Annotated in this window: 20 protein-coding genes, 1 tRNA gene and 3 pseudogenes; 16 read left to right on the forward strand and 8 right to left on the reverse strand. The window is 60.0% G+C overall.

Annotation, left to right across the window (positions count from 1 at the left end; genetic code table 11):
- Positions 1-96 precede the first annotated feature (96 nt).
- The 4 genes and pseudogenes from ihfA to VDQ28_RS15885 all read left to right on the forward strand — a co-directional run bounded on the left by ihfA (position 97) and on the right by VDQ28_RS15885 (position 2,630).
- Positions 97-408 (forward strand): annotated as a pseudogene (ihfA, locus tag VDQ28_RS15870) (integration host factor subunit alpha).
- A gap of 3 nt (positions 409-411) precedes the next feature.
- Positions 412-1,266, forward strand: coding sequence for a MerR family transcriptional regulator (locus tag VDQ28_RS15875; RefSeq protein WP_323036853.1), 855 nt, complete (start codon positions 412-414; stop codon positions 1,264-1,266).
- Positions 1,267-1,382: 116 nt separating this feature from the next.
- Positions 1,383-1,460: transfer RNA gene (locus VDQ28_RS15880), tRNA-Pro, on the forward strand.
- Between the two features lie 78 nt (positions 1,461-1,538).
- A complete protein-coding gene (locus VDQ28_RS15885; RefSeq protein WP_323036854.1) occupies positions 1,539-2,630 on the forward strand; it encodes a 2'-deoxycytidine 5'-triphosphate deaminase in 1,092 nt (363 codons plus the stop codon).
- 27 nt (positions 2,631-2,657) lie between these two features.
- Here the strand turns inward: VDQ28_RS15885 and VDQ28_RS15890 are convergent, their stop codons facing one another.
- Positions 2,658-3,680, reverse strand: a complete 1,023-nt coding sequence (locus VDQ28_RS15890; RefSeq protein WP_323036855.1) for a tellurium resistance protein — start codon at positions 3,678-3,680, stop codon at positions 2,658-2,660.
- Between the two features lie 168 nt (positions 3,681-3,848).
- Between VDQ28_RS15890 and VDQ28_RS15895 the strand changes: the two genes are divergently transcribed.
- Both VDQ28_RS15895 and VDQ28_RS15900 read left to right on the forward strand, forming a co-directional pair.
- Positions 3,849-4,823, forward strand: a complete 975-nt coding sequence (locus VDQ28_RS15895; protein WP_323036856.1) for an ROK family protein — start codon at positions 3,849-3,851, stop codon at positions 4,821-4,823.
- A gap of 43 nt (positions 4,824-4,866) precedes the next feature.
- Complete coding sequence (locus VDQ28_RS15900; protein ID WP_323036857.1) at positions 4,867-5,553, forward strand: M48 family metallopeptidase; 687 nt, start codon at positions 4,867-4,869, stop codon at positions 5,551-5,553.
- A gap of 102 nt (positions 5,554-5,655) precedes the next feature.
- Here the strand turns inward: VDQ28_RS15900 and VDQ28_RS15905 are convergent, their stop codons facing one another.
- Both VDQ28_RS15905 and VDQ28_RS15910 read right to left on the reverse strand, forming a co-directional pair.
- Complete coding sequence (locus tag VDQ28_RS15905; protein WP_323038147.1) at positions 5,656-6,204, reverse strand: VOC family protein; 549 nt, start codon at positions 6,202-6,204, stop codon at positions 5,656-5,658.
- Between the two features lie 737 nt (positions 6,205-6,941).
- Complete coding sequence (locus VDQ28_RS15910) at positions 6,942-7,379, reverse strand: hypothetical protein (RefSeq protein ID WP_323036858.1); 438 nt, start codon at positions 7,377-7,379, stop codon at positions 6,942-6,944.
- A gap of 387 nt (positions 7,380-7,766) precedes the next feature.
- Here VDQ28_RS15910 and VDQ28_RS15915 point away from each other — a divergent pair, with 387 nt between their 5' ends.
- Both VDQ28_RS15915 and VDQ28_RS15920 read left to right on the forward strand, forming a co-directional pair.
- Positions 7,767-8,561 (forward strand): phytanoyl-CoA dioxygenase family protein, encoded by a 795-nt coding sequence (locus VDQ28_RS15915; RefSeq protein ID WP_323036859.1) that lies wholly within the window; start codon positions 7,767-7,769, stop codon positions 8,559-8,561.
- Positions 8,558-8,785, forward strand: a complete 228-nt coding sequence (locus VDQ28_RS15920; RefSeq protein WP_323036860.1) for a ribbon-helix-helix domain-containing protein — start codon at positions 8,558-8,560, stop codon at positions 8,783-8,785. Before VDQ28_RS15915 ends, VDQ28_RS15920 begins: the two co-directional genes overlap by 4 nt.
- Positions 8,786-8,806: 21 nt before the next feature.
- On the opposite strand, the gene VDQ28_RS15925 is transcribed toward VDQ28_RS15920, so the two are convergent.
- The 3 genes from VDQ28_RS15925 to VDQ28_RS15935 are packed head-to-tail and all read right to left on the reverse strand — an operon-like array spanning position 8,807 to position 10,869.
- Positions 8,807-9,325: a gamma carbonic anhydrase family protein gene (locus VDQ28_RS15925; protein WP_323036861.1), complete on the reverse strand. Its 519-nt coding sequence runs from the start codon at positions 9,323-9,325 to the stop codon at positions 8,807-8,809.
- Positions 9,322-9,975 carry a guanylate kinase gene (gene gmk / locus VDQ28_RS15930; RefSeq protein WP_323036862.1) on the reverse strand — a complete coding sequence of 218 codons (654 nt, stop codon included), beginning with the start codon at positions 9,973-9,975 and terminating at the stop codon, positions 9,322-9,324. Before gmk ends, VDQ28_RS15925 begins: the two co-directional genes overlap by 4 nt.
- Before the next feature lie 3 nt (positions 9,976-9,978).
- Positions 9,979-10,869, reverse strand: coding sequence for a YicC/YloC family endoribonuclease (locus tag VDQ28_RS15935; protein WP_323036863.1), 891 nt, complete (start codon positions 10,867-10,869; stop codon positions 9,979-9,981).
- 172 nt (positions 10,870-11,041) lie between these two features.
- On the opposite strand from VDQ28_RS15935, the gene VDQ28_RS15940 reads away from it, so the two are divergent.
- Positions 11,042-11,671 (forward strand): PAS domain-containing protein, encoded by a 630-nt coding sequence (locus VDQ28_RS15940; RefSeq protein ID WP_323036864.1) that lies wholly within the window; start codon positions 11,042-11,044, stop codon positions 11,669-11,671.
- Positions 11,672-11,747: 76 nt separating this feature from the next.
- Here VDQ28_RS15940 and VDQ28_RS15945 read toward each other — a convergent pair whose 3' ends face one another.
- A complete protein-coding gene (locus VDQ28_RS15945; protein WP_323036865.1) occupies positions 11,748-13,118 on the reverse strand; it encodes a class II 3-deoxy-7-phosphoheptulonate synthase in 1,371 nt (456 codons plus the stop codon).
- Positions 13,119-13,446: 328 nt separating this feature from the next.
- Between VDQ28_RS15945 and VDQ28_RS15950 the strand changes: the two genes are divergently transcribed.
- The 7 genes and pseudogenes from VDQ28_RS15950 (at position 13,447) to VDQ28_RS15980 (ending at position 20,346) form a co-directional block, all read left to right on the forward strand.
- Complete coding sequence (locus VDQ28_RS15950; protein ID WP_323036866.1) at positions 13,447-14,439, forward strand: GlxA family transcriptional regulator; 993 nt, start codon at positions 13,447-13,449, stop codon at positions 14,437-14,439.
- 152 nt (positions 14,440-14,591) lie between these two features.
- Positions 14,592-15,773, forward strand: coding sequence for an ABC transporter substrate-binding protein (locus VDQ28_RS15955; protein WP_323036867.1), 1,182 nt, complete (start codon positions 14,592-14,594; stop codon positions 15,771-15,773).
- Between the two features lie 114 nt (positions 15,774-15,887).
- Entirely contained in the window at positions 15,888-16,679 is a 792-nt protein-coding gene (locus tag VDQ28_RS15960) for an ABC transporter ATP-binding protein (protein ID WP_323036868.1), read from the forward strand.
- Positions 16,672-17,394 carry an ABC transporter ATP-binding protein gene (locus tag VDQ28_RS15965; protein WP_323036869.1) on the forward strand — a complete coding sequence of 241 codons (723 nt, stop codon included), beginning with the start codon at positions 16,672-16,674 and terminating at the stop codon, positions 17,392-17,394. Before VDQ28_RS15960 ends, VDQ28_RS15965 begins: the two co-directional genes overlap by 8 nt.
- 53 nt (positions 17,395-17,447) lie before the next feature.
- A pseudogene (locus VDQ28_RS15970) lies at positions 17,448-18,459 on the forward strand (branched-chain amino acid ABC transporter permease).
- Positions 18,456-19,759, forward strand: a pseudogene (locus VDQ28_RS15975) (branched-chain amino acid ABC transporter permease). Before VDQ28_RS15970 ends, VDQ28_RS15975 begins: the two co-directional pseudogenes overlap by 4 nt.
- Entirely contained in the window at positions 19,756-20,346 is a 591-nt protein-coding gene (locus tag VDQ28_RS15980; protein ID WP_323036870.1) for a nucleotidyltransferase family protein, read from the forward strand. Before VDQ28_RS15975 ends, VDQ28_RS15980 begins: the two are co-directional and overlap by 4 nt.
- Positions 20,347-20,353: 7 nt before the next feature.
- Here VDQ28_RS15980 and VDQ28_RS15985 read toward each other — a convergent pair whose 3' ends face one another.
- Complete coding sequence (locus VDQ28_RS15985; RefSeq protein ID WP_323036871.1) at positions 20,354-21,535, reverse strand: cytochrome P450; 1,182 nt, start codon at positions 21,533-21,535, stop codon at positions 20,354-20,356.
- Positions 21,536-21,677: the final 142 nt, after the last annotated feature.

The following is a 21,677-nucleotide window of genomic DNA, read 5'->3' on the forward strand; positions in this document are numbered from 1 at the left end:
CTGCGTGGAAACAACGCTGCGCAAACCCCGGTGTTGACAGCAGAATTTCCTTGTCGCATCCTTTGCCGACTGCCGTGCTATCGCGAGGGGGATGTGATGAGCGGAACGACACTGACACGCATGGATCTGAGTGAAGCGGTTTTCCGCGAAGTCGGCCTCAGCCGCAATGAATCCGCGCAACTCGTTGAAGCGGTGATTTAATATATGTCTGACGCCCTTGTTGCGGGTGAGCAGGTGAAGATTTCATCCTTTGGCACGTTTGGCGTGCGCTCCAAGGCGGAACGCCTGGGCCGCAACCCCAAAACCGGTGAAGAGGTGCCTATCAGCCCTCGCCGCGTTTTGTCCTTTCGTCCGTCACATCTGATGAAAGAGCGTGTGTCTCGCGGGAATCTTCGCGGCGAGGCCTAAAGCATGAAAAAAGCGCCCGAAGCCTTTCGCACGATCAGCGAAGTGGCGGAGATACTTGAAACCCCGGCGCATGTCCTGCGGTTCTGGGAAAGCAAGTTTTATCAGATCCGGCCGGTAAAACGTGCCGGAGGGCGCCGCTATTATCGGCCCGACGATGTTGCGTTGATCAACGGCATCCGCAATTTGCTGCAAGAACAGGGCATGACCATTCGCGGCGTGCAGCGTGTTCTGCAAGAACAAGGTGTGAAGCACGTCGCAACGTTGGGCGAACCGCTGACGGTGCCTGATCCAGACGATGGAATCGAAACCATTGATGCGGTCGTCGTCGCCGACGAAGGCTTTGTTTTGAAGGCCGTTGATCCGGCGCACGACGATCAGGCGAGCGCCCCGATGGAGCCGCAAGAAACACTGGCCGATGACGATCTCGAAATCGAGGTGGCCGAGGTCGTGGACGATGAAGAACCGACGCCTGCGCCGATGATGGAGGCGACGCAAGCCGCAGAGGATACGCACGCAGCACCCGCGCCAATTCCGACACCTGCTGCCGAGCAAACCGCGGACACGGACGCCACGAACGGAGCCCTCGAAGCCCTGAAAGCGACGGAATCGCCGCAAACCACCCCGAGCGCAGACAGGCACATCCGCGACGATCCGCCAACAAAACCCGTCTCCGCCCCTGACGAGGTGGAATCGGACGACACCCGGCAGATCACCGAACGCGCCAGAATTGCGCGGCAGCTGCGTATCATGCCGCGCGGTCAATTGGGCAAAAAATACGAGTCATATCAACGTCTGAGCCGCCGCATTGATGTCCTGCTGGAGCGAATGAGCGAAGCCTCGGGCGCTGGTCGCTGGTGATTTGAATGTCAGGCAATTGGCGCTGGATGCTGAATTCAAAGACCTTCGGGTTTTTGCGACGGGGGACGCGTTTTGATGCTTGCCCCTGACGGGAAAAGCGGTAGAAAGCGCTTCGTCGGGCTGTGGCGCAGCTTGGTTAGCGCGTCCGTCTGGGGGACGGAAGGTCGTGAGTTCGAATCTCGCCAGCCCGACCATTTTCATCGGCCCGTGGCATCTCTGCCGCGGGCCGTGTGCTATGCGGGGACCGCATCACAGTTTGAGGGATGAAGGCCATGACCACGCAAGCCGCCGGCGTCTTGCCATCGCAACAGCTGCGCGCGCTCATTGCGCAGGGGGCCTTGTTGGGAACGCCAGACATTCTGCCCGATCAGGTCCAGCCCGCCAGCCTCGATTTGCGACTGGGCACGCAGGCAGTGCGGCTGCGCGCATCCTTTCTACCCGGCAAAACCCGCAGCGTTGCCGAGCGCCTTTCCGAATTTGAAATGCATCGGTTTGATCTGGGCACAGGCACGGTTCTGGAAAAGGGCTGCGTCTATGTCGTTGAATTGATGGAGCGTTTGGCTCTTCCGCAAGACATCCATGCGGTGACCAATGCCAAAAGCTCGACGGGGCGGCTGGACCTGCTGGTGCGGGTCATTACCGACCAGGGGGTTGAATTCGACCGCGTTGGGCCGGGCTATAGCGGCCCGCTCTATGCCGAGATCTGCCCTCGGTCGTTTTCGGTATTGGTACGCCCGGGGATGCGGTTGAACCAAATCCGGCTGCGGCGCGGGCAATCGCTGGTTTCGGATGCCGACCTGACCGCGCTCCACGCCAAAACGCCCTTGGTTTCGGATGGCCCGGCGTTGATCTCGGAGGGTTTGGGCTTTTCGGTCGGCTTGCGCCCGAGCACGGGTCACTTGGTCGGATATCGCGCGAAACCCCACGCAGGTGTCATAGATCTTGACCGGATCGGTGCCTATGATCCGGTTGATTTCTGGGAGGAATTGCACACATCGACGGGGCAGGTGATCCTCGATCCGGGCGCTTTCTACATCCTTGTCAGCCGTGAATCGGTCAGCATTCCGCCCGGCTATGCGGCCGAAATGGCCCCATATCTGGCCATGGTGGGCGAGTTTCGTGTGCATTACGCCGGTTTTTTCGATCCGGGATTCGGCTATGCCGCGGCGGGCGGTGCGGGTGCAAAAGGCGTCCTCGAAGTGCGCTGCCACGAGGCGCCCTTTGTTCTGGAAGACGGCCAGATCGTTGGTCGTTTGGTGTATGAACGCATGGCCGAGGTGCCGGACGCCTTGTATGGCGTTGGAATTGCGTCCAATTACCAGGGCCAGGGCCTTAAGCTTGCCAAACATTTTCGGATGAACTGACGATGTGATGCAACCCCTTGCGGCCGGTCAGGCCGTCGCGGCGTTGGTTTTCATCGCCAATTGGCCCTTGGCCCAGGCCTTGACCACGCGCGTTGTCACCCATGGGTTTAGCGCGGAAGCGGCAATCAGCAAGACCGCGCCGACCCAGAACCCGACCGCACCAAGCGCTTGGATCGAGGCGGTTCCGCTGGCCGCAAGCGGGAAGGTCAGCGCCCCCCAGAGCGGCGAAAACCCCGTAACCAGCAACCACCGCACCGACGCAAGCAGAGCCAGCAAAAGCGCCAACGCAAAGAGCGCAAAGCCGATGGCGAGCGTGACATACCCCATTTGCGCCGAGACGATTGCAAACAGGCTTGCCGGAGCCACATGAATCGCCAACAAGGGGCGCAGCGGCGCGGGCGGGGTGCGCGTGACAAGCTGGCGAAAACTGACCAACCAGATCGCCGAAGCCGCAAGAATTGTGACGATCAAGAGGCCCTTCGCAAACGCCAAATAGCCCAGTGGAATCAGCGATAACGGCATCAGGATGTATCCGGCAAATGTCAGATGAAACACCGGCGTGACCGCGCGCGCTTCCTGCGGGCCGCTCACCATGGCCCAGCCGATCATGCCACCCAGAACAACCAGAAACGCAAAGGCCACGCTCACCAACACCAAAGCAATTGCGGGCTGATACGGCACCATCGCCGCGGCTGCCAAGGCAATGCACAACACCATCGCGGCGAGTCCGGCACGGCCGGGTAGAACCGCCAGATCCTCCCACAGAACGCCGGGGCGGCGCAGCGGTTTCGACAGGTATGCAACCAGCGAGAACCCGAACAACAGCAGCACGGCCCCCAGGATCGCTTCGCCAATCGGGGCGAGCGGCAACATGCCGGGTTGCGCGGCCAGGGTCCGCCAGCCCAAGCCCAAGCCGAACAGCCCCATCATCGGCGGAAAAATTGCGGGCGGCGTGCGGCGCCAAAGGCCAGGCGACGCTTGCACCAAGGGCGGGGGCGGCGGGAAGTGTTTTGGCTTGATCCGTGGAATGGGTTTTGGGGCGTCGGTCATGGTCAATCTCTGCGGTTGGGCGGGCAGACTGTTCCCCGTCTTGCGGCCTTGTGCAAGTGGGCAGCCTGTCGCGCTTTGCACCCAGACCACGACGATATTGCGCAGATTGCCCATAGTGAAGCCTCCAAACCAGAGTTACACTGACGCGTCCTAGTCATGAGTGCGTTGATGCCTGATCGAGTTCTGAAACCTTGGCCATTCACCCCTGCCCCTCAGTTGGTCGCCGATATTGGCGGCACCAACACGCGGGTTGCGCTGGCGGATTCGGGTGTGCTGCGTCAAGGGTCGATCCGCCGATACCCCAATCAAGGCCGCGCGTCCTTGTCTGACATTTTGCGCGCCTATCTGCGGGAGACGGCGACCTGTGACTGTATCGGCGTCTGCGTTGCCGTGGCGGGGCCGGTGCGCAATGGCGTGGCGCAGATGACAAATCTGGATTGGGAGATCAACGCGCCGGATCTGGCCGAGATCGGCGGCACCGCGCGCGTGGCAATCCTCAACGATCTTGTGGCGCAGGGACACGCGCTTTCGTCGATTGACCGCCGACATATCCGACAATTGCTGCCGGGGCGCGAGGCATCCGATCAGGCGTCTCAATTGGTCGTTGGCGCCGGAACCGGGTTCAACGCAGCCCCTGTTCATCATGTCTCGGGTGCGACGCAGGTTTTCGCGTCGGAATGCGGGCATGTCCACCTGCCTCAACACGGCGCCCAAGAGCAGGCATTGGCGCGCCACCTTGCCCAACAGCACCAGATCGCGACGGTCGAAGACGTGTTGTGCGGGCGTGGATTGGTCGCCCTGCACCGATGGACGAGCGGCCAAGACATAACCCCTGACGCGCTGATCACCGCCATCGCCGCGGGCGATCTGGCGGCGCGTGAAACCGGGGCGCTTTATGCGCGGATCATGGGGCGTGTCTTGGCGAGCCTTGCGTTGGTGCACCTGCCTTTTGGCGGGATCTATCTGATCGGCGGTGTCGCGCGTGCGATGGCGCCGCATCTGGTCGGGCTGGGCATGGCCCAGAGTTTCGCTGACATGGGGCGGTTTTCCGACATGATGGCGCAGTTTCCGGTCAGTGTTGTCAACGATGACTATGCGGCGCTTTTGGGATGTGCGGCCCATTTGACCGCCCTGCCCGCATGAACAACGCCTTGCCTTATGGGGCGGCGCAACCCATATGGCGCCTATGTTGAAACTCGCACCGATCCTTTTGGCGATCCTCTACGGCCTGGTGTTCTGGCAGTTTTCCGCATGGCGAACGCGGCGCGAATTGGATGCGCGCGCGACGGTGCTCAACGATGCCGCCTTGACCGCCCTCACCCATAAAATGGCGCGAGCGTTGGATTTGCCGAAAATCCGCGTGCACGTCTATGAGATCGAGCCGATCAATGGCCTCGCTGCTCCCGATGGGCGCATTTTTCTGACGCGTGGCTTTCTGGATCGCTACAAAACCGGTGAAGTCACAGCGGAAGAGCTGGCCTCGGTGATCGCGCATGAGTTGGGGCATGTGGCGTTGGGCCATAGTCGGCGGCGGATGATTGATTTTTCGGGCCAAAACGCGGTTCGAGTCGCGTTGTCGGCCATTCTGGGGCGTCTGTTGCCCGGCATTGGCATCTGGATCGCGAACACCTTGGTGGCCATGCTGGCCGCCAGTCTCAGCCGCACCGATGAATACGAGGCCGATGAATACGCCGCGGCGTTGTTGACCAAAGCCGGAATCGGCACGCAGCCGCAGAAATCGCTGTTGTCAAAACTGGAAAACCTGACCGGAATGCGCGGAGCGCCGCCTGTGTGGCTGGCCTCGCACCCGAAAACCCCAGACCGGATCAGCGCCATCGAGGCGCTGGAAGAGCGCTGGCGGGTCGGCTCGTAGGTCTGGGCGCCAACAGATCAAGGAAAAGGGCGAGGCCGCAGCCCCGCCCATGATGAAAACAATCCGTGCGTTTATGCGACACACGTCATGGTCTTCAAATTCTCAGACGTTCTCTTTCTTGAGTTCCTTGGCGTGCATCCAATCCGCGTGCTTTGGCGCGCGCTTGGTTCTGCTCCACTCTTCCAGCATGTCCCATTTCACCGCATCCATACGCTTGAGCATCGCCTCTTCTTCGGGGTCCGGGCAGGCCAGTTCACAGCGATGACCGTTCGGATCGTAGAAATAGATCGAGTGGAACAGGGAATGGTCGGTGATGCCCAGAACTTCGACGCCATTGGCCTCCAGATGCTCTTTGAACGCGATCAGCGTGTCGCGATCCTTGACCTTATAGGCGATGTGCTGGCACCAGATCGGGGTGTTCGGGTCGCGGCCCATTTCCGGCTTTGTCGGCAGTTCAAAGAACGCCAGAACGTTACCGTTCCCCGCATCCAGAAACACATGCATGTAGGGATCGGGCTCATGGGTTGAGGGAACCTTATCCTCGGCAATGGCCAGGACAAAATCCATATTCAACATCTTGCCATACCACTCCACGGTCTCTTTCGCGTCTTTGCAGCGATAGGCGACGTGGTGCATCTGGTCGATTTTCAAAACGGGTGCGTTCATGGGATCCTCACTGAAGGTCGTTGCAATTGCAATGATGTGTCCTTGAAGCATGATTCTTTGCGCCTGTCAATTCATTGCGAACGCAACAAAGGCGAGCCAAAGCCCGCCTTTGTTTGCGACCCTTCGTCTGATCAGCGAAAATAGAACGGCGCACTCATCCGCAGAGGTCCAAAATAATCCATTGTTGCCAAGCCACTATGGCGCATTGTGTGGCGCTGGAAGGGGCGAAATGGCGATCCAAGACGAAATTCGGCAACGCCTTGCACATCAAGACAGGGACGCGACAGAACGCCTGCAAACGCCCCATGTGGCGAACTCAAGACGCAAGTGTAACCGAGAATCGGCCTTGGCCGTGCGGGGTAGTGTGCGCGGGGTGTCACCCGCCGATCCGCGCCATCCAACATCATCCGCAACATTGCGCGCGTGTCAGACGCCTCTGGCGAGAGACGCGGCATTATCGACGGTGGGGTCGCACGCATCGTTGCGTGGCTGGTCATATGCGGCATCATCAAGCTGCGGATCATCGACGTGGCATCCGCGGCGGCGGTTTGCGCGGTCATCGACGAGAGAAACAAGGCGATAACCAATTTGGGGAGGTGACGTGACATAAGACAATTCCTTTCTGAAACTTATTTCTGTGACAGCGGGAATTGGCGAAACATGCCGCATCCCATGATCAAGCCCCCGGCAACAAAAGACCCGCCGGGGGCTGGCCTTTGGCGTCAGTCCTGCACAATGGCGACAACATTGTTCGAGCCGACTTGCGTTGAACTGGTCGAATTGTTGTGGCCGACCTGAACGACGGCGGTGACGTTGCGTTGGCCGCACTGGGTGAGAACCGCTTCGTTGTTCGAGCCGACTTGCCCGACTCCCAGCACGTTGCGCCCGCCGCACTGATGGGAATCAACATAGTTATTGCTGCCCGACTGGCCGATTGCGGTGGTGTTGCGGTGGCCATCCTGCGTGTTGATCGAAACATTCGAATGACCGTCTTGGATCACCGTCAGGCGCTGATACCGACCCGATTGGCCGCCACCGATCTGGTTGTTGAAACCGAATTGTTCGATCCGAACCCGGTTGCCACCCGCCAAGGCCGGGACTGCGGTTGCGGTGATCAACAAGACAACGGTGGCAGCGTTAAAGGTTTTTGCGAGAAACATGGGAAACTCCGTGGTGTATGGCCGGGGCCGTTTGAAATTGGGGTTACGGTTGAATCGGTCCGCGTTCCGGGGTTTTGAATGGTCAGATGCGCTTCCGATGGCCTCACGATGCGGCGGAGCAAGGCGACACACAAAAACATCGGCGCGACACCCGATAACGCGGCCCTTGTTATTGAATAACACGCCGGATTTCTGACCGGATTTCCTCTGTAATTGTCTGTTATTGCAATGTAATCGCATTCCTGATCTGTCGATGCGGATAGCGGCCGTTCCGCGTGAGGCACCGTCGGTCTGCTTGACAGCCCCGCCGTTCTGGGGCCTTCTTGGCCCCTCGGTTATCAGATATCCCGCCGAAATCCGTTGCAGACACCAAAAGGACAATAGCCCATGACCCACCCGCTTGTGACCGACGCCGACATCGAGGCTTTTCAGCGCGACGGCGTGGTCGTGATTCGGGGCCTGTTCGCGGATCATGTGGAAACGATTCGCGCCGGCATTGAGCGCAACATGCGCGAACCCGGTGAATATGCGGCCGAGAACCTGAAACCTGGCGAGGGCGGACGCTTTTTCGATGATTATTGCAACTGGCGCCGGATCCCGGAATTCGTCGATGTCATCGAAAATTCACCCGTAGCCGCGGTCGCGGCGGCGCTCATGCGCTCGAAAACCGTGCAGATGTTCCATGATCACGTCCTGGTCAAAGAGCCCGGCACCAGCAAGCCGACACCATGGCACCAAGACAGCCCCTATTACTTTGTCGAGGGCACGCAAACGGTCAGTTTCTGGTCGCCGATGGATTCCGTGACCGACGCCTCGTTGCGCTGTGTTGCCGGCTCGCACCTTTGGCCCAAGCAAGTCTTGCCGACCCGTTGGTTGGCGGAAACCAACTTTTATCCCGATAGCGACGCCTATATGCCCGTGCCCGATCCTGATGCCGAAGGTATGGATGTGCGGGAATGGGCGATGAAACCCGGCGATGCCGTGGCTTTCAACTACCTGATTTTGCATGGCGCGCGCGGAAACAACTCGGATCGTCGCCGCCGTGCGTTTTCTTTGCGACTGGTTGGCGATGACGCACGCTATGTCGAGCGCCCGGGCCCAACATCGCCCCCCTTCCCCGGTCACGACATGAAACCCGGTCAGCGTCTGCGTGAAGACTGGTTTCCACTGCTGCGGACGTGAGCGGACGGCCGCAAAAACACTCTTTGACGCTCAAGGGGCACCGAACCTCTGTGTCCCTTGAGGCAGAATTCTGGGCTGCCTTTCGCGCCCTCGCCCGGAACCGCAATCAAGGCATCAACGAATGTGCCGCCGAAATCGACGCGGCGCGTGGCGATGTCGGGTTGGCTTCGGCGATCCGGCTTGCGGTTCTAAAGGATCTGCAGAGCCGGTTGGACCGTTCCTAGGCGCGCGGCAACGCGCACCGATCAGAGCGGCCGCAACCCGTCGCGATAGCGCCGCATGTTGTCTTGGTAATGCGTGGCAGAATACCGCAAGTTGGCAAAAGCCGCCTCGTCAAGCTGCCGCACGACTTTGCCCGGTGAGCCCATCACCAGCGAACCATCCGGGATCTCCTTGCCTTCGGTGATCAGCGCACCGGCACCGATCAGGCAATTCTTGCCGATCTTCGCGCCGTTCAGGATTGTCGCCCCCATGCCGATCAAGGTCTCGTCGCCGATGGTGCAGCCATGCAGGATCACATTGTGGCCGATCGTGCAATCGCGCCCGACGGTCAGCGGATAGCCAATGTCGGTGTGCAGCGTGCTACCCTCCTGCACATTCGAGCCTGCACCGATCTCGATCCACTCGTTGTCACCGCGAACGGTGGCGCAAAACCAGACCGACGCACCGGCCATCAGCCGCACCCGGCCAATGATATTGGCATCTGGTGCAACCCAGCAGTCGGCATCTATTTCCGGGGTCAGGTCACCAAGCGCATAGATCATTGTGTCACTCCAGTCATGCGGGCTTCGAATTCATGGTTCAGGTTGCGGACGAATTCGATCAATCCGGGCTGACGATCACGGCGCGACCGCTCTGCGCTGAGGATGGTTTTCAATTCCGCAGCCGCCTCGTCTATGTTGCGGTTGACGATCACATAGTCATATTCCGCCCAATGCGTGATTTCGTCCATGCATTTTGCCATGCGGGCTTTGATGGTTTCATCACTGTCTTGCCCGCGACTGCGCAGCCGCGCTTCCAGTTCCGCAATCGAGGGCGGCAGTATGAAGATCGACACCACGTCCTTGCCCAGCGTCGAGTTGCGGATCTGCTGGCCGCCTTGCCAGTCGATATCAAAGAGCGTATCGCGCCCCTCGGCCATCGCCGCGACAACCGGGGCTTTGGGCGTTCCATAAAAATAGTCGAAAACCTTGGCGTGTTCCAGCATTTCGCCGTTGTCGATCATGGATACGAAGTCGCTCCGAGACTTGAAATGATATTCAACGCCGTCTGTCTCACCTTTGCGCGGCGCGCGTGTGGTCGCTGAAACCGAAAATTTCAACGACGGATCCCAAGCCATCAAATCTCGAGACAGCGTGGTTTTGCCGGCGCCAGACGGTGACGACAAGATGATCAACAATCCGCGACGGTGCATGTGTTACTCCAAGTTCTGAACCTGCTCGCGCATTTGGTCGATCACAGTCTTGAGGTCAAGACCGATGCGTGTCAGGTCCGGGTTCTGGGATTTGGCGCACAAGGTGTTGGCTTCACGATTGAATTCCTGCATCAGGAAATCCAGTTTGCGGCCAATCGGCTCGACCTCGGCCAAGAGTGCGCGCGCGGCAACGACATGGGCCTTGAGGCGGTCGAGTTCTTCGGTCACGTCGGTTTTCACCGCAATCAAGGCCAATTCCTGCTCCAAACGCGCGGGCTCGACATGAGGTGCCGCCTCGGAGAGGCGCGCCAAGGCGGCTTTGAGCGCGGCGACCTGATCGCTCCGTCGCCCCTCGGTGGCGGCTTGTGCCTGTGTGGTCAAGGTCGCAATCGTGTCAATCTGCGCGGTCAATATCCTTAACAAAGCCGCACCCTCGGCCGCGCGACTCGCCTCGAATGAGTCGAGCAAGGGCGCAAATTGTGTCACAAGCGTGGCGATCAATGGGGCCGGGTCCGCCAGATCCGGGCCACTTTCGACGATGCCGCGCATAGTCAACAGGTCAGCCGCGGTCATGGGTGCAAGCCCCAATCCTTGCATTTCGGCCCGTGTTTCGGCCGCCATGACCATCACAACTGCGGCATCCAGAGCCGCGAGATTCAGGCGCATCGCCCCGGATTGTTCGGCCCGCGCAAGCTTTAACGTCAGGGTTACATTCCCCCGGCGAACCCGGTCAGACAATTGTTTTCGCAAGGAAACTTCGAGACCATCCAGCCAATCAGGCAGTCTGAAGCGAAGATCCAGACCGCGTCCATTGACGCTTCGCAAATCCCACTGGCACGAGAACTGCCCACCCTCGGTCGCGATCTCGCAATTCGACGCCGAATACCCGGTCATAGATTTAACCATTTTTATACAATTCGTCCCCACCAACAGAAATTACGGCTACATTAAGGCATCAGTAAGAATACTCAATCAAAGGTAAACAACGGCGAGTCGATCCTGGCAGAACGTGGCGTCGATACGGCCTGTCCCCTGCAAGAACCTCGTCACAATCGGAGTCTTCGCCATGACCCACTTACCCTCTTTTCCGAACGATACGATTGCAGCAGCCGCGTCCAATGTCCGCCGCTTGTCGTTTGCGTTGAAAAGCAATTCCGTACAGGAATTTCCCGCGGTCGCAAAGGTGCAGGCACATTATGATGTTTTGCGGGCGGGACGCATCGCTCCGGCACGCGCTGAAATCGACCCGCGCCCCTTGGCCGAGGCGCTTGATGTCATGTTTGTCGCCGAGGTGGTGGCGCCCGGTGTTGCACGGATGCGCCTGTGTGGGCAGCATTTGAACGAGTTGTTGGGCATGGAGCCGCGCGGGATGCCTTTGAGCGTGTTTTTTGCGCCCGAGGCCCGCGACGACGTGGCCAAAGCGCTGGCACAAGTCGCCAATGGCGCGCGCGCATCCCTGCCGCTGCGGGCCGAGAAAGGGCTTGGGCGTCCCGGACTGGACGGGATGTTGGTGCTGCTCCCGTTGACGGATCACACGGGTGCCATCACCCGTATCCTCGGGGTTCTGGAAACCTGTGGCCAGATCGGCCGCGCGCCGCGAAAATTCAAGCTGCGGGCGTCGGCCGAGATGAAACCAGTGCCGCCCAGGGCGACGGGAAAGCCCGTTCTACAGCTGATCCTGGGTGGGCGGTCGTAAATGAATTGGGGACCGGATTGCCCGATCCCCAAGGGTCCGATGTGTGTTCACGAGTCGATTGGGGCTAGTGCAACCGTCAGCCGGCGTCTCGCGCCAGGAGTTTGCGCCGTTGCGACAATTCTTCGGCCACCAGAAACGCCAGTTCCAGCGATTGGCTGGCATTGAGGCGCGGATCGCAGGCCGTGTGATACCGGTCTGACAGATCCTCGTCGGACACCGCGCGCAAGCCGCCCGTGCATTCGGTCACATCCTTGCCCGTCATCTCGAAATGCACGCCGCCGGGGATCGTGTTTTCGGATTTGTGAATCGCAAAGAAATCGCGCACCTCTTGCAAGACGCGATCAAACGGCCGGGTTTTGTAGCCGGAGGGCGACTTGATGGTGTTGCCGTGCATCGGGTCGCACGTCCAAAGCACATTCGCGCCCTCTTCCTGAACCGCTTTGATCAGACGCGGCAGATGCTCGGCCGACTTGCCCGCGCCGAACCGCGCGATCAGGGTCAGGCGACCTGCCTCGTTGGTTGGGTTCAGCTTGGCCATCAGCACCTTGAGATCCTCGGCCGTAATCGACGGGCCGCATTTCAAGCCGACCGGATTCTGCACGCCGCGCGCAAATTCAACATGCGCGCCGTCGGGTTGGCGCGTGCGGTCGCCGATCCAGATCATGTGACCTGACCCTGCCACCGGAAGCCCGGTGGTGGAATCGATGCGACACAGCGCCTGCTCGTATTCCAGCAACAAGGCTTCGTGCGAGGTGTAGAAATCCACGGTTTGCATGGTTTCCAACGTCGAACTGGTGATTCCCGCGGCGGTCATGAAATCGAGCGCATCCGAGATACGATCCGACAGGGCACGATAGCGCTCGGCGTTTTCGCCCTGCGTGAAGCCCAAGGTCCACGAGTGAACGCGGTGAATATCCGCGAAACCGCCCTTCGAGAAGGCGCGCAGCAGGTTCAGACTGGCAGCCGCCTGGGTATAGGCTTGCAACATGCGGTTGGGGTCCGGCACCCGCGCGGCTTCGGTGAATTCGAAGGCGTTGATGATATCGCCGCGATAGCACGGCAATTCGACGCCGCCCACGGTTTCAGTCGCCGATGAGCGCGGTTTCGCGAACTGGCCCGCCATGCGACCGACCTTGATCACCGGAACCTTGGCGCCAAAGGTCAGCACGATCGCCATTTGCAGCAACACCTTGAAGGTGTCACGAATGATGTCGGCGTTGAATTCGCCAAAGCTCTCGGCACAGTCACCGCCTTGCAGCAAAAAGGCGCGGCCTTGCGCCGCCTCGCCAAGCTGCCGCTTGAGATCGCGCGCTTCGCCGGCAAAAACCAGCGGTGGATACTGCCCGAGTTGCGCCTCGACCGTGGCAAGTGCCGCCGCGTCAGGATAATCGGGCATTTGCACGCGCGGTTTGTTGCGCCAGCCGGATTTGCTCCAAGAGTCAGTCATCGTATCCTCCGTCGATTGTCCGCTCTGTTGCCCTTCCGGCGACTGTCAGCGGTATCATGCTCCTTATACTGCCAATCAGGCGCTTGCAAACCCGTCACGCCATGGCGACGCGCGGTTTCAGTTCTCTTGCGATGGACCGCATTTCCTGATTGGATCGCGCTCGCCACGAAACCCTTGTTTCGTTTCACACAAACAAATGAGCAACCGCGCTGTGCCTCGCCCGATTCCTGCATCTGATTCACGGCCCCCTTTGGGGCGCTCACCGGCGACTGCCTCTGCGCCAGCGTCGACACGAGGGGCCAAGGACGCCGCGCGCCGGCGGCATTTTGTGTTTGTGTTACTCAATGAGTTCACGCTTTTGTCCTTCTCGGCGGCGATCGAGCCGCTGCGGATCGCCAACCGGATGAGCGGTCAGACGCTCTATACATGGAGCGTGTTGTCTGAAAGCGGTGAAAGCGTGGCCTGCTCCAACGGCACCCTTGTCCATGTGAATGGCGGGTTGGGGGATGTGGGGCGCGATGACGTCATCCTGGTGTGCGGTGGCCTCGGGGTGCGGGGCAATACAACCCAGTCAGTGAAAGCCTGGTTGCGAAAGGTTGCGCGCAAGGGTTCGGTGATTGGTGGGCTCTGCACCGGCGCACATACGCTGGCCGCCGCCGGTTTGCTGGACAGTCGGCGCGCGACGATTTATTGGGAGAACCGGGATGGCTTTCTGGAGGAATTCACCGAAACCGACCTGACGAAATCGGTTTTCGTTATTGATGGCAACCGCCTGACAGCCGCCGGAGGCACGGCGTCGATTGATCTGGTGCTGACGCTGATCGCCGATGATCACGGCAAGGATCTTGCCAATTCCGTTGCCGATCAGTTGATCTACACGACGATTCGCACCGACCGTGATATTCAACGCCTGTCGATTCCGACCCGCATCGGCGTGCGCCACCCGCGCCTGAGCCGCGTCATCGAACGGATGGAACAATCCATCGAGGAACCGGTATCACCCGCCGAGCTCGCCGAAGAGGTGGGCATGTCGACTCGCCAGTTGGAGCGTCTGTTCCGCCGCTATCTCAACCGCAGCCCGAAACGCTATTATATGGAATTACGGCTGGCACGGGCGCGGAACCTGCTGATGCAAACGGATTTGAGTGTGATCAACGTGGCCTTGGCCTGTGGCTTTGCCTCGCCGTCGCATTTCTCGAAATGCTACCGCGCACAATACGGCACGACCCCTTACCGCGAACGCGGCGCGCATGGCATGGATGACGAATTGGGTGCCGAACCCACCGACGAGGACACCGATTCCCTGGATGATCTTGAATGACGCCGCGGTTTTGGATCCGATCAAAGACCGGGGCACTTTGGCGCTGAAAAACCCCGCGTTATTTTGAACACAGCCCCTCTGTTCAAACAGGTTTTCAGGCGCTAATGTCCTGCGATACAAGAAACTAGACCAACAACCACTGGGAGCACTTCATGAAAAAACTTCTTCTTGCCAGCGCAGTGTCGGCCCTCGCCGCAGGCGGTGCCTTTGCCGATGACATCAATATCGGCATCTTGCTGGGCTTCACGGGCCCGCTCGAGTCGATCACGCCAATGATGGCGGAAGGTGCGGAGCTGGCGATCAGCGAAGTCAACGCATCGGGCGGCATCTTGTCGGGCACCATGATTTACGGCATTCGTGCAGACAGCTCGTGCATCGACAGCTCGGTCGCACAAGCAGCCGCAGAGCGTCTGGTGACCTCGGATAATGTTGTCGCCATCATGGGCGCCGACTGTTCCGGCGTGACTCGTGCGGTGCTGGAAAACGTCGCGATGACCAACGGCATTCCGATGATCTCGCCGTCGGCCACGTCGCCCGGCTTCTCCGATTTCGATTCGGGCGGCCTGTTCTTCCGCACCTCGCCGTCGGACGCCCGTCAGGGTCAGGTTCTGGCTGACATTCTGGTGCGCCGTGGCATCACCAGCGTTGCAACCACGCACACCAACAACGACTATGGTCTGGGCTTGGCAACCGCGTTCAACGACGCATTCACCGCAGCGGGCGGCACCGTGACCGCGACCGTCCCACACGAAGAAGCCAAAGGCGATTATTCGGCGGAAGTTGGTGCCTTGGCATCGGCCGGTGGCGAAGCGCTGATGGTGTTGGGCTATGTGGACGGCGGCGGCAGCATGATCCGCACCTCGTACGATCTGGGTGCCTTTGATCAGTTCTTCATCGGCGACGGCGTATACTCGGACGATCTGCTGCCTCGCATTGGTGACGCAGCCGCGGGTCTCGTCGGCACCGTGCCATGGGCAACCGGTGACGCAGCCGCGCGTTTTGTGGATGTCTACACCGCAGCAGGCATCAATGGCGCAAGCTCCTATGTTGCTGAATCGTATGACGCAGCGGCCCTGCTGATGCTGGCAGCGCAAGCGGCAGGCGAAGCAACCCCGGCTGGAATCGCGGCCAACGTGTTGAACGTTGCCAACGCTCCCGGTGAGGAAATCCTTGCAGGCGATCTGGCACGCGGCCTCGAGATCCTCGCTGCCGGTGGTGAGATCAACTACCAGGGCGCCACCAACGTCGAGCTGATCGGCTTTGGCGAAGCTTCGGGCAGCTACCGTGAGTTCAACGTCGTGGATGGCGCGTTCGAAACGGTGCAGTTCCACTAAGGTATTGCAAGCCTAGCGTGTAAATAACATGGCCCGGGGGATTTCACTCTCCGGGCCATTTTTGGGTAAAAGCCCACCCGCATAGAGGGGGCGCCCAAGTCAAAGGGGGGACGGATGATCCAGGTCGAGAACCTGCACAAGCACTTTGGCGGATTTCACGCCGTTGACGGTGCAACACTGCGCATTGGCGAAGGGTCGATCACCGGATTGATCGGGCCAAACGGTGCCGGAAAAACCACATTGTTCAACGTCATCGCCGGGGTTCTCAAGCCAACCTCGGGCAAGGTGACAATGGCTGGTGAGGATATCACCGGCCTGGAACCGCATGAATTATTTCACAAAGGGCTTCTGCGCACGTTCCAGATCGCGCATGAGTTTTCCTCGATGACGGTGCGCGAGAACCTGATGATGGTGCCGCCCGACCAATCGGGTGAAAACCTGTGGTCAACGTGGTTCCACCGCGCACGGATCAAGCAGGAGGAAATTGAACTGCGTCGCAAGGCCGACGAAGTTCTGGAATTCCTGACCATCGATCACATCGCCGATGAAAAGGCGGGCCAGATCTCGGGCGGGCAGAAAAAGCTGCTCGAGCTTGGCCGCACCATGATGACTGACGCGCGGATCGTTTTCCTGGATGAAGTCGGCGCAGGCGTGAACCGCACCCTGTTGAACACCATCGCCGACGCAATTGTGCGCCTGAACAAGGAGCGCGGTTATACCTTCGTCGTGATCGAACATGACATGGACTTCATCGGCCGCATTTGCGACCCGGTGATCTGCATGGCCGAGGGCAAGGTTCTGGCCGAGGGCACATTGGATGAGATCAAAGCCAATGAGCATGTGATCGAGGCCTATCTGGGCACAGGGTTGAAAAACAAAGTCAAGGCTGGGGAAGAGCATGTCTGAGACCACGACAGAACCCGTCCTGATCGGCAACTCGATGACTGGCGGCTACGGCGGCGCAGACATCCTGCATGATTGTACGATTGCCGTCGACAAAGGCCAGATCGCCGTGATCGTCGGCCCCAACGGCGCCGGGAAATCCACGGCCATGAAGGCCGTGTTCGGGATGTTGAACCTGCGAAAAGGCAGTGTGCGGCTGAATGGCGAGGATATCACCGCGCTGTCGCCACAGGTGCGCGTCGCCAAAGGCATGGGGTTTGTGCCCCAGACCAACAATATCTTCCCCTCGATGTCGGTTCAGGAAAACCTTGAGATGGGGGCCTATATCCGCACCGATGATTATCGCAACACGATGGAGCAGGTCTATCACCTGTTTCCGATCCTTCGCGACAAACGCCATCAGGCGGCGGGCGAATTGTCTGGCGGTCAGCGCCAGCAAGTGGCCGTCGGTCGTGCGCTGATGACCAAGCCGTCGGTCCTGATGCTGGACGAACCCACCGCCGGGGTATCGCCCATCGTGATGGACGAGTTGTTTGACCGCATCATCGAAGTCGCGCGCACCGGGATTTCCATCTTGATGGTCGAGCAAAACGCAAGGCAAGCCCTTCATATTGCAGACAAAGGATATGTCTTGGTGCAAGGGGCAAATCGTTTCACCGACACTGGGCAGGCCTTGTTGGCTGATCCTGAAGTCCGCCGCAGCTTCCTGGGGGGCTAAGACATGACGCATAACCCGAACTGTCTGATTCTTTCACTTGAGGGCGATGTCTCATGGAAATCCTGAATGCACTGGTACTGCTGGCCAATTACGTCCTTATTCCCGCCTTCGCCTATGGCAGCCAGCTGGCCCTAGGCGCGTTGGGCATCACGCTGATTTATGGAATCTCTGCGCTTTTCGCATTTCGCGCATGGCGATGTGATGGCATTCGGCACGGCTTCGGTGATTTTGACCACATGGTGGTTTCAAAGCATGGGCGTGTCACTGGGCTTCTTGCCCACGGCGCTGCTGGCTTTGCCGATCGGCATGGTCTTGACGGTTGGCTATCTGTTGTTGGTTGACCGGACGGTTTACCGCTTTTATCGCAAGGTCAAAGCCAAGCCGATTGTCTTTGTGATGGCGTCATTGGGGGTCATGTTCGTGACCAACGGTCTAACTCGTCTGTTGATCGGCCCCGGAGAGCAGAGTTTTGCCGACGGCGAGCGCTTTGTCTTTTCGGTCCGCGATTTTCGCGCAGTGACCGGCCTGGATGAGGGTTTGGCGCTGCGTACGACACAAGTTCTGACGGTCGTTGTCGCCTTGATTGCAATGGCGATCCTGTTCTGGTTCCTCAATCGCACGCGCTCGGGGAAATCCATGCGCGCCTATTCGGACAACGAGGATCTGGCGCTGCTGTCGGGCATCAACCCCGAACGTGTCGTCTTGATCACCTGGGCAATCACCGGGATCCTGGTGGTTCTGGCGGGCACCCTCTACGGCCTCGACAAGACCTATCGCCCCTTCACCTATTTCCAGCTGCTGCTGCCGATGTTCGCGGCGGCGATCGTGGGCGGATTGGGCAATCCACTGGGGGCAATTGTCGGCGGGTATGTCGTGGCTTTTGCCGAACTCGGCATCACCTATGCCTGGCGGCGTTTCGCGGGATATTTCCTGCCCGACAACTGGCTGCCAGACGGGCTTTTGCAAATTCTGCCCGTTGACTACAAATTCGCAGTGACCTTTGCGCTGCTGGTCTTGGTCTTGCTGTTCCGTCCAACAGGCATCTTCAAGGGGAAGTCGGTATGAACCCCACAGTACGTTCATTCATTCTGTTCGGATTGGTTGCCTTGGCGCTGGTCTTTACAGGCCTCCATCAAAGCTGGACCTTGTCCCTCACGATCCTGAACATGAGTCTCATCTCGGCCATTCTGGCGCTTGGGGTGAATATTCAATGGGGTTATGCGGGCCTTTTCAACGTCGGTATCATGGGCTTCACGGCCATTGGTGGTCTGGCTGTGGTGCTGGTCTCGGTCGAACCGGTTCCAGAGGCCTGGCGCGCGGGCGGATTTGGCGCGCTGCTCGGTCTGGCCTTGGGGGCTGCCACGGTTCTTGCGGCGATTGCGGCATGGAAGCGTATGCCGAAGGGGCGCGCCGCGTTATCGCCCTGATCGCCATTCTGGTGATTGGTTATTTCGTCACGCGTCTGGTCTTTGCCCCGGCACGCGATGCGATTTCCAGCGTGAACCCTGCGACCGAAGGTTTCCTTGGCGGTGCCGGGTTGCCCGTGCTCTTTGCATGGCCGGTCGGCGCCCTGTTCGCTGCCGGATTGGCGTGGGTCATCGGCAAAATCAGCCTTGGCCTGCGGTCGGATTACCTGGCCATCGCGACGCTTGGCATTTCGGAAATCGTCATTGCGGTGTTGAAATTCGAGGGGTGGTTGTCGCGTGGCGTGAACAACGTCGCGGGCTTGCCGCGTGCCATCCCCCGCCCGGTCGACCTTCAAGCGGCCGGCTGGGTGCAGTCATTCTCGGACAGCACCGGGATCTCGCTGATCGAAATGGCCTCGATTGTTGAGAAAATCGGATATGCGCTGCTGTTTGGCGTTGTCCTGATCATCTTGATCATCCTGTCCGAACTGGCCCTCAACTCGCCTTGGGGCCGCATGATGCGCGCCATTCGTGACAACGAAATCGCCGCCCGCGCCATGGGCAAGGACGTCAAGGCCCGGCATTTGATGATCTTCGTTCTGGGATCGGGCGTGTGTGGTCTGGCGGGCGCGATGATGGTCACGCTCGACGGCCAATTGACCCCGGGTTCGTACGAACCCCTGCGCTTTACTTTCCTGATCTGGGTGATGGTGATTGTCGGGGGGTCGGGCAACAATTGGGGCTCGGTTCTGGGTGGCTTCATCATCTGGTTCCTGTGGGTTCAGGCCGAGCCTCTGGGGCGTGCGGCGATGGAATTCCTGACAGCAGGCATGGCCAACGACAATGCGGTCAAGTTGCATCTGCTGGAACAATCCGCGCATACACGTTTGATCATGATGGGCGCAGCCCTGTTGTTCTTCCTGCGCTTCGCGCCGCGTGGCCTGATCCCAGAGCGGTGACACCCAAGCCGATCAAGCTTGTGCTTCTGGCGGCGGGCGCGTCGCGCCGCATGAACGGGCGAGACAAACTGCTTGAAACCATCGAGGGCCTGCCGTTGTTGAGACGGCAGGCCCTTGCGGCTTTGGCGGCGCGAATTGGCCCGGTTGCCGTCACCCTGCCGACCGAGAGCCCGGACCGGCATCGCGCGGTTGCCGATCTGGATGTGACCCTCCTGACAATTCCCGATGCGCACACCGGCATGAGCGCCAGCCTGCGTGCGGCGGCGAAATGGGCGCAGGGAGCGGCTCTGATGATTTGCCCGGCCGATATGCCGGACGTCACCGCGCAGGACTTTGCGACCATGGCGGCGGGCTATAAAGGCCAGGCGCTCTGCGCATCCGACGTCGACGGAAAACCAGGGCATCCCGTGGTGTTTCCACCCCAGGCGTTACCGATGTTCGAGGCGTTGAAGGGCGACACAGGCGCGCGCGGCATTCTGCGGCGCTTCACGCCACAGTCAATCGCCCTGCCCGCTCATCATGCGACCACCGATCTGGATACACCCGAGGCTTGGGCCAAGTGGCGACGGGAAAATCCATCGGCCTGAGTGTCGGTCAGCGCTCGACCATCAGAGAGGACAGGCCATGAAAGTGAAACCGATCTGCGTATTGGGGCGGTTCGGCCAGACGCAATCCGGGCACGCGGTCGAATAGAATCGGCAAGGCGGCGGTCATTTCCAGCCTTGCAAGCGGTGCGCCGACACAGAAATGCAGCCCGACGCCGAACGCCAGATGCGGCTTGGCCACGCGCTCAGGATCAAACACGTCGGGATTCTCCCACGGGCCGGGATCACGCGCGGCGGCGGCCAGCATCACGCCAACCTCGTCGCCCGGCTCGAACACATGCCCCATGACCTCGATCTGTTCATAGGCCCAACGCGTAAACATATGCAAAGGCGGGTCAAAACGCAGCGTTTCCTCGATGGTCGCGTCCCGCTTTTCCGGCGAGAGCCAATCGCGCGGCCCCCCCGCCTCCAGGATCGTTTTGACGGCGTTGCCGATGCCGTGCACGGTGGCCTCGTGGCCCGCGTTCAGCAGCAGAATGCAGGTCGTGATCAGCTCATCGGTTGACAGCTTTTCGCCCGCCTCCTCGGCCTGAATCAGACTGGTGATCAGATCATCCGCCGGGTGCGCGCGACGTTCATCGACATAGCCGCGCATGAAACCAGCGAACTCGGCACTGGCGCGGGCGGCGGCTTCTTCCATCTCGCGCGTGCGCCCGGCCTGATACATGCTCACCATATCATGCGACCAGCGCAAAAGCTGATCTTTCATCGTCTCGGGCACCCCCAGTAGACGCGCGATGATGATCACCGGAATGGCCTCGGCAAAGGCGGGCAGCAGGTCGAACTTGCCGGTTGGAAAGGCATCGATCAACTGGTGGGCCAGAGCTTCGATATCCGGACGCAGGGCGGCGATGCGACGCGAGGTGAACCCGCGCAGAACCAGAGAGCGCAGACGCGTGTGGCGCGGCGGCTCCAGTTCCAACATGGAATGCGCCTCGACGGCATAAAAGGGTGCAGTGTGGGCGGCGATGGGTTTGCGTTTGAACTCAGGCACTTCGCGGCCAAAGCGGCGATCGCGCAGGATTGCATTGGCGGCGGCATGACCGAAAACGCAGGGCAACCCATAATCCTGCCAATAGACCACCGGGCCCAAGGCCCGTGCGCGAGCGTAAAAGGCATAAGGGTTTTGCACAAAGGCAGGATCGGTTGGCGATTGCGAAATGCTCTGCATGGGGTTTTCCCTTGAATTTTGGCCGACGGTGCCCGCCCGGCCAAGACGCGTCAAGCGCCGATTGAGCCCTTTGTGCAGATCGGCCGACCTATGCCCATGACCCAGGTTTCGACGCGCCCCATTCCCACAAACACCGCTCGCC

The sequence above is a fragment of the Pararhodobacter sp. genome, from assembly GCF_034676545.1.
In the GTDB taxonomy this organism is placed as follows: domain Bacteria; phylum Pseudomonadota; class Alphaproteobacteria; order Rhodobacterales; family Rhodobacteraceae; genus Pararhodobacter.

Excerpts from the sequence above, each read along its gene's own strand:
- VDQ28_RS15890 (WP_323036855.1), bottom strand. The coding sequence starts at position 3,680 with ATGACCGACGCCCCAAAACCCATTCCACGGATCAAGCCAAAACACTTC.
- VDQ28_RS15985 (WP_323036871.1), bottom strand. The coding sequence starts at position 21,535 with ATGCAGAGCATTTCGCAATCGCCAACCGATCCTGCCTTTGTGCAAAAC.
- VDQ28_RS15940 (WP_323036864.1), top strand. The coding sequence starts at position 11,042 with ATGACCCACTTACCCTCTTTTCCGAACGATACGATTGCAGCAGCCGCG.
- VDQ28_RS15910 (WP_323036858.1), bottom strand. The coding sequence starts at position 7,379 with ATGTTTCTCGCAAAAACCTTTAACGCTGCCACCGTTGTCTTGTTGATC.
- VDQ28_RS15945 (WP_323036865.1), bottom strand. The coding sequence starts at position 13,118 with ATGACTGACTCTTGGAGCAAATCCGGCTGGCGCAACAAACCGCGCGTG.
- VDQ28_RS15925 (WP_323036861.1), bottom strand. The coding sequence starts at position 9,325 with ATGATCTATGCGCTTGGTGACCTGACCCCGGAAATAGATGCCGACTGC.
- VDQ28_RS15915 (WP_323036859.1), top strand. The coding sequence starts at position 7,767 with ATGACCCACCCGCTTGTGACCGACGCCGACATCGAGGCTTTTCAGCGC.
- VDQ28_RS15875 (WP_323036853.1), top strand. The coding sequence starts at position 412 with ATGAAAAAAGCGCCCGAAGCCTTTCGCACGATCAGCGAAGTGGCGGAG.
- VDQ28_RS15885 (WP_323036854.1), top strand. The coding sequence starts at position 1,539 with ATGACCACGCAAGCCGCCGGCGTCTTGCCATCGCAACAGCTGCGCGCG.
- VDQ28_RS15935 (WP_323036863.1), bottom strand. The coding sequence starts at position 10,869 with ATGACCGGGTATTCGGCGTCGAATTGCGAGATCGCGACCGAGGGTGGG.
- VDQ28_RS15960 (WP_323036868.1), top strand. The coding sequence starts at position 15,888 with ATGATCCAGGTCGAGAACCTGCACAAGCACTTTGGCGGATTTCACGCC.
- VDQ28_RS15955 (WP_323036867.1), top strand. The coding sequence starts at position 14,592 with ATGAAAAAACTTCTTCTTGCCAGCGCAGTGTCGGCCCTCGCCGCAGGC.
- VDQ28_RS15895 (WP_323036856.1), top strand. The coding sequence starts at position 3,849 with ATGCCTGATCGAGTTCTGAAACCTTGGCCATTCACCCCTGCCCCTCAG.
- VDQ28_RS15900 (WP_323036857.1), top strand. The coding sequence starts at position 4,867 with ATGTTGAAACTCGCACCGATCCTTTTGGCGATCCTCTACGGCCTGGTG.
- VDQ28_RS15965 (WP_323036869.1), top strand. The coding sequence starts at position 16,672 with ATGTCTGAGACCACGACAGAACCCGTCCTGATCGGCAACTCGATGACT.
- gmk (WP_323036862.1), bottom strand. The coding sequence starts at position 9,975 with ATGCACCGTCGCGGATTGTTGATCATCTTGTCGTCACCGTCTGGCGCC.